Source organism: Sandarakinorhabdus sp., assembly GCF_032115815.1.
Taxonomy (GTDB): Bacteria; Pseudomonadota; Alphaproteobacteria; order Sphingomonadales; family Sphingomonadaceae; genus Sandarakinorhabdus.
The window spans coordinates 1-10,621 of the sequence record NZ_JAUMBI010000198.1 but is presented as its reverse complement, the minus strand read 5'-3'; the positions used below and the strand labels follow the sequence as shown (position 1 = coordinate 10,621).

The 10,621-nt window shown below is 65.3% G+C and carries 12 protein-coding genes and 1 pseudogene; 9 read left to right on the top strand and 4 right to left on the bottom strand.

The window, feature by feature from the left end:
- Positions 1-1,190, top strand: a 1,190-nt coding sequence (locus RT662_RS11580) for an AMP-binding protein (RefSeq protein WP_313670860.1), incomplete at its 5' end; no start/stop codon positions are given.
- Positions 1,191-1,283: 93 nt separating this feature from the next.
- Here RT662_RS11580 and RT662_RS11575 read toward each other — a convergent pair.
- Both RT662_RS11575 and RT662_RS11570 read right to left on the bottom strand, forming a co-directional pair.
- Positions 1,284-3,245: a PBP1A family penicillin-binding protein gene (locus tag RT662_RS11575; protein WP_313670859.1), complete on the bottom strand. Its 1,962-nt coding sequence runs from the start codon at positions 3,243-3,245 to the stop codon at positions 1,284-1,286.
- A complete protein-coding gene (locus RT662_RS11570; protein ID WP_313670858.1) occupies positions 3,245-4,837 on the bottom strand; it encodes a peptide chain release factor 3 in 1,593 nt (530 codons plus the stop codon). The genes RT662_RS11575 and RT662_RS11570 overlap by 1 nt, the downstream gene beginning before the upstream one ends.
- Before the next feature lie 192 nt (positions 4,838-5,029).
- Between RT662_RS11570 and RT662_RS11565 the strand changes: the two genes are divergently transcribed.
- Positions 5,030-6,085 (top strand): D-alanyl-D-alanine carboxypeptidase family protein, encoded by a 1,056-nt coding sequence (locus tag RT662_RS11565; protein WP_313670857.1) that lies wholly within the window; start codon positions 5,030-5,032, stop codon positions 6,083-6,085.
- Position 6,086: 1 nt separating this feature from the next.
- Positions 6,087-6,473 (top strand): RidA family protein, encoded by a 387-nt coding sequence (locus RT662_RS11560; RefSeq protein ID WP_313670856.1) that lies wholly within the window; start codon positions 6,087-6,089, stop codon positions 6,471-6,473.
- Positions 6,474-6,537: 64 nt separating this feature from the next.
- On the opposite strand, the gene RT662_RS11555 is transcribed toward RT662_RS11560, so the two are convergent.
- Together RT662_RS11555 and RT662_RS11550 are read right to left on the bottom strand one after the other, a co-directional pair.
- Positions 6,538-6,969, bottom strand: coding sequence for a hypothetical protein (locus RT662_RS11555; RefSeq protein ID WP_313670855.1), 432 nt, complete (start codon positions 6,967-6,969; stop codon positions 6,538-6,540).
- Between the two features lie 18 nt (positions 6,970-6,987).
- Positions 6,988-7,719, bottom strand: coding sequence for a methyltransferase domain-containing protein (locus tag RT662_RS11550; protein ID WP_313670854.1), 732 nt, complete (start codon positions 7,717-7,719; stop codon positions 6,988-6,990).
- An 84-nt stretch (positions 7,720-7,803) separates the two neighbouring features.
- Here RT662_RS11550 and RT662_RS11545 point away from each other — a divergent pair, with 84 nt between their 5' ends.
- The 6 genes and pseudogenes from RT662_RS11545 to RT662_RS11520 form a co-directional block, all read left to right on the top strand.
- The gene (locus RT662_RS11545; RefSeq protein ID WP_313670853.1) at positions 7,804-8,223 is read left to right on the top strand and encodes an ABA4-like family protein; all 420 of its coding nucleotides are present in this window, start codon (positions 7,804-7,806) and stop codon (positions 8,221-8,223) included.
- Positions 8,220-8,393 (top strand): DUF1289 domain-containing protein, encoded by a 174-nt coding sequence (locus tag RT662_RS11540; protein WP_022679508.1) that lies wholly within the window; start codon positions 8,220-8,222, stop codon positions 8,391-8,393. Before RT662_RS11545 ends, RT662_RS11540 begins: the two co-directional genes overlap by 4 nt.
- Complete coding sequence (locus tag RT662_RS11535; protein ID WP_313670852.1) at positions 8,390-9,397, top strand: LLM class flavin-dependent oxidoreductase; 1,008 nt, start codon at positions 8,390-8,392, stop codon at positions 9,395-9,397. Before RT662_RS11540 ends, RT662_RS11535 begins: the two co-directional genes overlap by 4 nt.
- A 3-nt stretch (positions 9,398-9,400) precedes the next feature.
- Positions 9,401-9,847 (top strand): UDP-N-acetylglucosamine--LPS N-acetylglucosamine transferase, encoded by a 447-nt coding sequence (locus tag RT662_RS11530; protein WP_313670851.1) that lies wholly within the window; start codon positions 9,401-9,403, stop codon positions 9,845-9,847.
- Complete coding sequence (locus RT662_RS11525; protein ID WP_313670850.1) at positions 9,829-10,332, top strand: glycosyltransferase; 504 nt, start codon at positions 9,829-9,831, stop codon at positions 10,330-10,332. Before RT662_RS11530 ends, RT662_RS11525 begins: the two co-directional genes overlap by 19 nt.
- Positions 10,333-10,392: 60 nt before the next feature.
- A pseudogene (locus RT662_RS11520) lies at positions 10,393-10,621 on the top strand (acyl-CoA thioesterase); the annotation flags it as partial.

Sequence of the window (10,621 nt, the reverse complement as noted above, 5' to 3'; positions counted from 1 at the left end):
TGCGCAACATCGCCGGCGCCATCACGGTGATCGAACAGGATTTCTTCCCCGGCGATGTGCCCGGCGAACTGTTCCTGTCATTCCTGCCGCTGTCACACAGCTATGAGCACACCGCCGGGCAGTATATGCCGATCGGTATGGGCGGGCAGATCGCCTATGCCGAAGGGCTGGAGAAGCTGGCCAGCAACATCGAGGAGGTGCGCCCCACCTTCATGGTGGTCGTGCCGCGCCTGTTTGAAGTGCTGCGCATGCGGATCGCCAAGCAGATCGAAAAGCAGGGCGGGCTGGCGATCACCCTGCTCAATCAGGCGCTTGCCATCGCCCGCAAGGAAGCGCGCGGCGAAAGCCTGAACCTGGCCGAGAAGCTGATCGATCAGGCGCTTGAACGCACCATCCGCAAGTCCATCCGCGCCAAGTTTGGTGGCCGGCTGCGGGCGATGGTGGCCGGCGGTGCGCCCTTGAATCCGGAAGTCGGCATTTTCTTCACTGCCATCGGCATCCCGATCCTGCAGGGCTATGGCCAGACCGAATCCGGCCCGGTGATCAGCTGCAACCGGCCCAGGGCGAAGCTGAAGATGCACACGGTCGGCCCGCCGCTCGAACAGGTCGAGGTCAAGATTGCCGCCGACGGCGAGATCCTCGTGCGCGGCGAACTGGTGATGGACGGCTATTGGATGAATGATGCCGAGAGCCACAAGGCCCTGAAGGACGGCTGGCTCTACACCGGCGACATCGGCCATCTCGACAAGGATGGTCACCTCGTCATCACCGATCGCAAGAAGGACATCATCGTCAACGACAAGGGGGATAACGTTGCTCCCCAACGCGTCGAAGGCATGCTCACCCTGCAGGACGAGATCGCCCAGGCCATGGTCTATGGTGACAAGCGCCCCTATCTGGTGGGCGTGGTGGTGCCGGAAGCCGAATGGGCGCTGGCCTTTGCCCGCGACAAGGGGCTGCCGGCCGATCTCGCCAAGCTGAAGGACGAGCCGGAATATGTCCGCACCCTGCAGGCAGCGGTGGACCGGGTGAACCAGAAGTTGAGCGTGATCGAGAAGGTGCGCCGGGTGATCATCGCCGATGAGGCGTTTAGTACCGACAACCAGCAGCTGACCCCGTCACTCAAGATCCGCCGCCATGTCCTGAAGCAGGTCTATGGCGAGCGGCTCGACAAACTCTACAAGGATTGAGCCGGGGGGATTGAGACACCCTCCTTGTCGTCGCCCCGAGTCAACGAGTGAGGGAGAGAAATTCCACCCTCCTTCGTCAGCCGGTCTACGTTATTACTGCGGTGGCTCCGGCGGCGGTGGCGGCTCGGTCACGCTCTCATCCGGGATGTCGATGATCGCCGGCGGGTTGTTCGGCTCACCGTTCAGATCGACGGTCATGCCTTCCATGTCGGCGGCCAGCGCTTCCATGTCGACTTCCACCGGGGCGGCTTCCTCCTCCACCTCGAGCCGACCTTCGGCTTGCAGCGCGCGTTGCATGAAGCCTTTCCACAGCCGCGCCGGCAGGCCGCCACCCACAATGCTGGCGGCCATCGGTGAATTGTCGTCATTGCCCACCCAGATACCCACGACCAGATCGCCGGCAAAGCCGATGAACAGCGCATCGCGGTGATTTTGCGTGGTGCCGGTCTTGCCCCAGGCCGGCATCGGCAGCCGCGCCGCATTGCCGGTGCCATTGCGCACCACCGATGAAAGCAGCTGCATCATGTCGGCACGCACTGGCCAGCTGGCCTTGGTCGCTTCGGGCGGCGTCACCTTTTCCGGCCACGGATCAGCGCGCCACAGCCCCGTCGCCTTGACCGGATATTTCCCGCTGGCCACGGCGGCAAAGGCGCGCGTCATGTCGATCAGCGGGATCGGCGTCGTGCCCAGCGCCATCGCCGGATAGATGCTCACGCCGCCATCGATGCCCAGTTTCTTCACTTGGGCAGCCACAGCGGAAATCCCCACCTCCTGCGCCAGCTTCACCGCCGCGATGTTGGAACTGGCAGCAAAAGCGGTGGCGAGGCTGATGGTGCCGCGGAAGCGCAGATCGTCATTCTTGGGCGCATAACATTCGCCCGGCTGCTGGCCCGGTTCGCAGATTTCGATCGGTTCATCGACGATTGTATCGCCCGGCTTCTTGCCGGCTTCGAGCGCGGCGAGATAGACGAACAGCTTGAACGAGGAACCCGGCTGGCGCTGGGCCTGGGTGGCGCGGTTGAAGCTGCTGGCCTTGTAATCCGTGCCGCCCACCATGGCGACCACCCGGCCATCCAGCCGCATCGCCACCAGCGCCGCCTGGCTCACGTTCAGACCACCGGCACGGGCGAGGCCGTCCTTGACGATATCCTCGGCGATCTTCTGCAGCTTGGGATCGAGCGTCGTCTTGACGACGATCTCACCATAATCGGCCTCGGTCGCTTCGCGCGCCTGCGGCAGCACCCAATCGGCGAAATAACTGCCGGTGGGCAAGCTCTTGCGGCCCGGGCGATACTCGGCCGGCCGCGCGGCCCTGGCTTGCGCCGCCGTGATGACGCCGGTTTCCACCATCGCCGCCAGCACTTGCGCGCCGCGTTCGCGCGCCTGTTTCAGATGGCGGGACGGCGCCAGCCGCGACGGCGCCTGCACGAGGCCCGCCAGCAATGCGGCCTCGCCCAGCGACAATTGCTCCGGCGCCTTGTCGAAATAGGTGCGCGCAGCCGCCCGGATGCCATAGGCGCCATCACCGAAATAGACCGAGCTGAGGTAATTCTGCAGGATCTCGTCCTTGCTCAGCCGCGCCTCCAGATAGAGCGCGATGATGATCTCCTGCAGCTTGCGTTTGATCGACCGTTCCGACGACAGGAAACTGGTTTTCGCCAATTGCTGGGTGAGCGTCGATCCGCCCTGGCGCACGCCGCCAGCCTGCGCGTTGGTGACCAGCGCCCGGAAAATGCCGATGGGATCAATGCCCATATGGTCCTTGAAACGGCGATCCTCGATGGCGATGAAGGCCGCCGGCACATGGGCGGGCAGCAACGCGATCTTCACCGGCTCTTCCTTGTAATCGCCGCGCCGGGCGATCGGCTTGCCGTTCATGTCGGTGATGATCAGGCTGGGCTGCTTGGCCGGCTCCAGCGCGCGGCCCAACGGTGCCGTTGCGACCAGCCAGGTGAACAGCAGCGCGAACAGGCCAACGATGCCGCCCGCGATCCACCAGCGATACGGGCGGATCTGCGCCCACGCCGCGGGCAAGCGGGCAGGCAGGCCAGCCATCAGGCGCGTTCCCGCGTGGCGGAGAACTTGATGTCGGGGAAACGGCCGGTCACGAAGTTCAATTCCCAATTGTCCCGCGCCAGGAACACCGGGGCGCCGTCGCGGTCTTCGGCCATGGCGCTGCGATGTTCATCCACGAATGCCTTCATGGCCGCAGGCGTGCCGGAAATCCAGCGTGCGGTTTCATAGGGGCTGGGCTCGAAGCTGGCCGCCACGCGATATTCGGCCTCCAGCCGGCTGATCAGCACTTCCAGCTGCAGCTGGCCAACCACGCCAACGATCCACTGGCTGCCGATCGCCGGCTTGAACAATTGCGTCACGCCCTCTTCCGCCATGTCGGTGAGCGCGGTTTTCAGCTGTTTCGATTTGGTCGGATCATCCAGCCGCACGCGGCGCAGGATTTCCGGCGCGAAATTGGGGATGCCGGTGAAGGTGACATCATCCTTCTCCACCAGGCTGTCGCCTACCCGCAGCACACCGTGGTTGGGAATGCCGATGATGTCGCCGGGGTAAGCCTCATCGGCGATCTCGCGGTCCTGCGCGAAGAAGAAGATTGGCGAGTTGATGGCGATCAGCTTGCCGGTGGCCATCTGCCGCAATTTCATGCCGCGCCGGAACCGCCCGCTGGCCAGCCGCAGGAAGGCAATGCGGTCGCGGTGCTGCGGGTTCATGTTGGCCTGCACCTTGAACACGAAGCCGGAAACCTGGGTGCCATCCGGGTCCACCGCCGCCGGCAGCGCCGGTTGCGGGCGCGGGCTTGGTGCCATGGCGGCAATCGCGTCGATCAGATCGACCACGCCGAAATCCTTCAGCGCCGAACCGAAGATCACCGGGGTGAGCGCACCGGCGCGATATTTCTCGATATCGAGATCAGAATAGCCGCCCTCGGCCAGCTCGGCCTGTTCGCGCAGGCGGCCGGCCATCGGCCCAGCCAGTTCGTCGATGCGCGGGTCATCCAGGCCGTCCACCTGCACCACGTCGCCGGCAAGCCCGGTGGCGGTGCCGTCTGGTTTGTGGAAGCGGCGACGCTTCAGATCGTAAATGCCCTCGAACTCGCCGCCCATGCCGGCCGGCCAGTTCAGTGGCGCCACGTCGAGCGCCAGCATGTCCGCCACTTCATCAAGCAGATCGAACGGGTCGCGGCCTTCGCGGTCCACCTTGTTGATGAAGGTGATAATCGGCACGTCGCGCAGGCGGCAGACCTCGAACAACTTGCGCGTCTGCGCCTCGATGCCCTTGGCGGCATCGATCACCATCACCGCGCTGTCGACGGCGGTGAGCGTGCGATACGTGTCTTCGGAAAAATCCTCGTGGCCCGGCGTGTCGAGCAGGTTGAAGGTGACGCCACCCCGCTCGAACGTCATCACGCTCGACGTGACGGAAATGCCGCGCGCCTGCTCGATCTTCATCCAGTCCGACCGCGCCCGGCGGTTCTGGCCGCGGGCGCGCACTTCGCCGGCGGCATGGATGGCGCCGCCGAACAGCAGCAATTTCTCGGTCAGCGTGGTCTTGCCGGCATCCGGGTGCGAAATGATCGCAAAGGTGCGGCGGTTCTTCACCGGGTTCTTCGACAGGGAAAATGGTGCGTTCATCAACTGTGTCGCCGGCAACGTTTGGGCGCGCGGCGCATCGCACGGGCAGCGCCAAAGGGCAAGGGCAGCGCCCATCTGTTGCAATCGGGAGACAGGCCGGCGCTGCGTCGCTGCGCCACCGTCATTCTTCCCTTTCCTTGCGCGGGCCAATCAGGTTAATCTTCGTGACGAAGCAAAAGAGGGAATATCGCTTTGCTGATCAAGGCTCTGGCACGAACAGCTCTGATGCTGCTGGCACTGCTGGCGCCATCTGCCTTTGCAGCCAGCCTTTATTCGGCGCCGCGTTATGCCGCCATCCTGATCGATCACAGTACCGGCGAAGTACTCTACGCGCGTAGAGCCGACGAAACCCGCTATCCGGCCTCCATCACCAAGGTGATGACGCTCTATGTCGCGTTCGAGGAATTGGCCGCCGGCCGGCTGAAGCTGGATGACGATATCCGCATTTCCCGCCGCGCCTGGGGCCAGGCGCCATCGAAACTGGGCCTGCGCGTTGGCGCCACGATCAGCGTGCGTGATGCCTTCGGCGTGATCGCCACCAAGAGCGCCAATGATATTTCGGTCGCGCTGGCCGAACATATCAGTGGCAGCGAAAGCGCCTTTGCCGAACGCATGACGGCGACGGCCCGCAAGCTGGGCATGATGAACACGCGTTTCTACAACGCATCGGGCCTGCCCCACGCCGATCACACCACCACGGCGCGCGATATCGCCGTGCTGTCGCGCGCCATGCTGCGCGATTTTCCCGATCAGTATCCGCTGTTTTCCAAGGCGCATTACCAATATCGCGGCATGGCCGTGGCCAATCACAACCATCTGCTGCGCACCATGCCCGGCGTCGATGGCATCAAGACCGGCTTCACCAACGCCGCCGGCTTCACCCTTGCGGCTTCGGCCGTGCGCGGGGAACGCCGCCTGATCGCCGTGGTGCTGGGCGGCCCCAGCCGGTTGGGGCGTGACAACAACATGCAGGAACTGCTCAACATCGGATTCGATGTGCTGGAATCGCGCCAGCGCGGGCTCCCCTTCACCGTCGCCAGCCGCTTTGCCGAACCGGACGATCTGCCCGATGCCGTGATGGACAGCCTGGCCGGCGATGTCGCCGCCATGGACGGCGCTGTCGAACAGCCCACCCGCGCCGTGCAGGCGGTGGACGTGGCCAGCGCCATCACCGCGCTGGGCGATGCCGGTGTCTCCGGCTCCAGCCTGGCCAATGTGCGCGGCGGCGGCGGTCGTTCCCGCAACTGAAATGACCATTACACGGATTTCCAGCGGTGCGCCGTGGGAGGCGCTGGTCGGCTACTGCCGCGCCGTCGTCGCGCCGCCCTTCGTGTTTGTTTCCGGCACCGTCGGCCGCAATCCGGACACGGGGGATTTGCCGGTCGACGTCGAAAGCCAGTGCGCCAACGCCATCACCATGATCGGCCGCGCGCTGGCAACGGCGGGCACGGATTTCGCCCACGTCGTGCGCGTGACCTATTATCTGGCCGACCGCGCTGATTTCGAGCCCTGCTGGCCGCAACTGCGCGCCGCCTTCGGCGTTCACCCGCCGGCCAGCACGGTAATCTTCGCCGATCTGCTCGATCCGGCCATGAAGATCGAGATCGAGGTCACAGCGGCGCTGCCGGCCTCCTGAAGGGAAAAGAGGCCTCCGGCGGGCAGGGCCTGAGGCCCTGCACCCACTTTCGTTTTTGGCCGCGCTAGAACGGCAATGGTGCACGATCAGGCGGCACCCAGTCTCGCCGCGCCGCCGGGCTGAACAGCGTGTCGCGGTTCCAATGTGCCAGCAGCCAGTCAGACCGGCCCTGCGGTGACGCCGTCAGCGCCGCCAGCACTGCATGCAGCGGCGCGTCGGGCGCATGGCAGCCCAGCTGATGCGCCGCCGCTCGCAGGGAGGCGATGGTGATACTGTGATGATAGCCGCTGGCGTCCGTGTTCGGCGTATTGGTGGCATCGTTGTAGCGCATGATCAGCCCGCGCATGGCATCGGGCGTCGCCAAATGCGCCCTGTGCCGCAGCAGCCACAACGCGGCGGCAAAATGGCCCTCATGCGTCCATTCCGCCTTGGGCAGCGTGCAGGCGATCATCGCCAGCGCCAGGCGTTCGATATCGCTGTCACTGCTCAGAGCCATGGCCTCAAGGCCATCCGGTCAGGGTTTCACGAAGCGATAGTAGAAGCGGTTGGTCTTGCCGCGCAGGCTGGGATCAAACACCAGCTTGGTCGGATCATCGCCCGCGATTTCGAGAATCGGCACGCTACCGGCGAAGCGGAAGCCGGCGCGGGTCATGTCGGCCTTCACCACGTCTGCATCGATGCGGTGGGTCTTGTCGGCCTGGGCGCGGCTGTCCATGCCGGGCACGCCGTAGTGATCGATGATCAGCACCACGCCGCCGGGTTTCAACGCGGCAAACAGCCGGGCGTTGTAGGCATCGACATCGGTGCGCGGATATTTGAACTTTTCGCTCTGCCAATAAAGATCATGATAGGTGAGGTGATAGAAGGCGGCGTCGAGCTTTTCGGGCATGGCGGCCTCACCCGGCGCGCCCACAACCAGCTCCACGTTCCTGTTGCGCTTCTGCAATGCGGCCCAGGCCTCCGCTGTCTTGGGATCCTCCATGTAGTTCACCGGCTCGATGGCGATCACCCGGCCTTTGGGGCCGACATGGCGAGCCAGAAGCTCGGTGTAATAGCCCTGGCCGGCCATCACATCCATCACCCGCGCGCCCGGCTTGATCAGACTGTGCGCCAGCACCTCGGCCGGTTTGCGGCCTGCATCCAGCGCCACCATGGCGTCGGGCCGGCCCGGCGCGTTCAACACGTCCGCTGGCGCTGCGGCCACCAGCAGCACGGCCATCCCGGCCAATCCCATCAGGCGCTTCATTGTCAGTCCTCCCCAGTTTTGCCAGATGCTGCCACAGCGCCGCTCGCTTGACCATCACCGCGCCCGCCACCATTGTGCGCCGCGATGACACCCGACAGCCTGTTCAGTCTTGCTAGCGCCGCCGTGTTGCCCGGCTGGATCGCGCTTGCCTGTGCGCCGCTGGCCCGCGCCAAGCTGGTGTTGCTGGCCCGCGTGATCGCGGTGCTGCTGTCTGGCCTGTATGTCACACTGCTGGCGACGGGCCTTGCCGGCGATGGCCCGCCGCCAGGTGCCGGTTTCGACACGCTCGAAGGAGTGCGCCTGCTGCTGTCTTCCCCGCAGGCCTTGCTGGCCGGCTGGGTGCATTATCTGGTCTTCGATCTGTGGGTGGGAAGCTGGGAAGCCGAAGATGATGCGCTGCCCCATTGGCTGCTGCTGCCCTGCCTGGCACTCACCTTCCTCGCCGGACCGACGGGGCTGCTGCTGTATCACCTGCTGAAAGCCGCACGAAAGCTGCGGTCATGAGCGAGCTGCGCAGCGTCGCTTCCCCCTGCACCAACGTCTGCCAGATCAACCGGCGGACCGGCTGGTGCGAAGGCTGCCGCCGCACCATGGACGAGATCAGCCGCTGGCCGCACGCCAACGACGATGAACGCCGCGCCATCCTGGCCCGGCTGCCGGAGCGCACGAAATGATCCCGCTCTCCGTTCTTGACCAGACGCCGATTCCGGAAGGCGTGACCCCCGCGCAGTCACTGGCCAATTCGATCGATCTGGCCGGCCATTGCGAGGCGTTGGGTTACCAGCGTTTCTGGCTGGCTGAACATCATGCCAGTCAGGCGCTGGCCGGCAGTGCGCCTGAAATATTGATCGGCGCCGTCGCCAATGCCACATCGCGCATCCGTGTCGGTTCCGGCGGGGTGATGCTGCCGCACTATTCGGCGCTGAAGGTCGCGGAACAGTTCAGCCTGCTTTCCGGCCTGCATCCCGGCCGCATCGATCTGGGCCTGGGCCGCGCGCCGGGCAGTGACCAGCGCACGGCGGTGGCGCTGCAGCAGGACCGCCGCCAATATGCGCCCAACCAGTTCCCGCAGCAGCTGGCCGAGCTGATCGGCTATTTCGAAGACTCGCTGCCCGACGATCACCCATTCCACGCCTATGCCGCCACTCTGCCCGGCCGGCCGAACGTGCCGGAACCCTGGGTGCTCGGCTCCTCGCCCGACAGTGTCGCCTTTGCTGCTGATCTGGGCCTGCCCTATTGCCTCGCCGATTTCATCGCGCCGCGGCTGGGCGAACTGGCGGCGCAGTATCGCGACCGCTTCATCCCCCGCAACCCCGGAGACAAGCCGCGCCTGATGGTGGCGGTGTGGACGGTATGTGCCGAAACTGACGAAGCCGCCCTGCGCCTTGCCGCGCCGGCGCGCATGATGTTCGCGCATCTGTTGATGGGCAAATCCATCTCCGTGCCGTCGCCCGACGTGGCGGTGGCCTGGCTGGCGGACCGGCCCGACGTTGCCAAGGCCTTCGCCAGCCGCCGCGTGGTCGCCGGCAGCCCCACCACCGTGCGCGCCGGACTTGAGCAAGTGATCAAGGAATATGCGCCGGACGAGCTGATGCTGGTCAACATCCTGCACGACCATGAGGATCGCAAGCACAGCTACACGCTGGCGATGGATGCCATGACCCCGGTGGCGGCCTGACCCATGCGCAAACGGGTGCTGGCCATTGCGTCGGGCGGCGGGCATTTCATCCAGCTGATGCGCCTCTCGCCAGCGTGGGAAGGCCACGCGGTGAGCATCGCCACGGTTGACTCCACGTCGCGCGCACTGGTGGGTGATGTGCCCTTCTTCACCTTCCGCGATGTCTCCCGCGCCGATTGGTGGCGCATTCCGGCGGCCACGCTGGATATCGCCGCCATCCTGCTGAAGGTCCGCCCGCAGCTGATCATCACCACCGGCGCGCTGCCCGGCCTGATCGCCTGTGCGCTCGCCCGGCCGCTCGGGGTGAAGTGTCTGTGGGTGGATAGCATCGCCAATAGCGAAGTGTTGTCGGGCAGCGGGGCGCAGGCAGGCCGAGTGTGCAGCCAGGTCGTCACCCAGTGGCCCCACCTCGCCACCGACAAGGTCGAACATTGGGGCAGCGTGCTGTGAGCGGCGTGTTCGTTTCGGTCGGTTCGATGATGCCTTTCGACCGGCTGACCCGCGCCATGGACGAATGGGCCGCCGCCAACGCCCACATCCCGGTCGAAATCCAGATCGGCAAGGGCGATTATGAACCACGCCACGCCAAGTGGGTGCGCAAGCTGGCGCTGCCCGATTATCAGGCCCGCGTTGCTGGCTGCGCGCTGTTCGTCGCCCATTGCGGCATGGGATCGATCATCAGCGCCATCGAGGCCGGCAAGCCGATCCTGATGCTGCCGCGCCTGCAAGCGATGGGCGAACACAATACCGATCACCAACTGGCTACTGCCAAGCATGTCGGCATCCGCCCCGGCCTGCATGTTGCAGCCGACGTGGATGATCTGAAAGCCCGCGCCAGTGCGCTGCTCGCCGACACCGGTACCGCCCCCGCCCCGATTTCCCGTTTCGCCGATCCGGAATTCACCGCCCGCATCCGCGCCTTCATCGAGAGTTGAGCCTTGCACCCCTTCATCCCCGTCGAACCGACTGACCGCCCCGGCCACTACCGCTTTACTGTGCCGAAGAATCTGTGCGTCGGCCCGCCCGACCGATTGTTCATGTTCGGTGGCGTCGGCCTCGCCAGTGCGCTGGCCGCCGTAGAGGCGCACACTGGCCGCCCAACGGTATGGGCAGCGGCGCAATATCTCAGCTACGCAAGGCCGGGGACGGAGCTTGATCTGGAAGTGATTGTGCCGGTCACGGGCAAGTACAACAGCCAGGCCCGCGTCATCACCCGTGCCGGCG

Bases quoted from the DNA above. Each gene is read 5' to 3' on its own strand.
- RT662_RS11575 (WP_313670859.1), bottom strand. From the start codon at position 3,245: ATGGCTGGCCTGCCTGCCCGCTTGCCCGCGGCGTGGGCGCAGATCCGC.
- RT662_RS11570 (WP_313670858.1), bottom strand. From the start codon at position 4,837: ATGAACGCACCATTTTCCCTGTCGAAGAACCCGGTGAAGAACCGCCGC.
- RT662_RS11560 (WP_313670856.1), top strand. From the start codon at position 6,087: ATGACCATTACACGGATTTCCAGCGGTGCGCCGTGGGAGGCGCTGGTC.
- RT662_RS11555 (WP_313670855.1), bottom strand. From the start codon at position 6,969: ATGGCTCTGAGCAGTGACAGCGATATCGAACGCCTGGCGCTGGCGATG.
- RT662_RS11550 (WP_313670854.1), bottom strand. From the start codon at position 7,719: ATGAAGCGCCTGATGGGATTGGCCGGGATGGCCGTGCTGCTGGTGGCC.
- RT662_RS11545 (WP_313670853.1), top strand. From the start codon at position 7,804: ATGACACCCGACAGCCTGTTCAGTCTTGCTAGCGCCGCCGTGTTGCCC.
- RT662_RS11540 (WP_022679508.1), top strand. From the start codon at position 8,220: ATGAGCGAGCTGCGCAGCGTCGCTTCCCCCTGCACCAACGTCTGCCAG.
- RT662_RS11535 (WP_313670852.1), top strand. From the start codon at position 8,390: ATGATCCCGCTCTCCGTTCTTGACCAGACGCCGATTCCGGAAGGCGTG.
- RT662_RS11530 (WP_313670851.1), top strand. From the start codon at position 9,401: ATGCGCAAACGGGTGCTGGCCATTGCGTCGGGCGGCGGGCATTTCATC.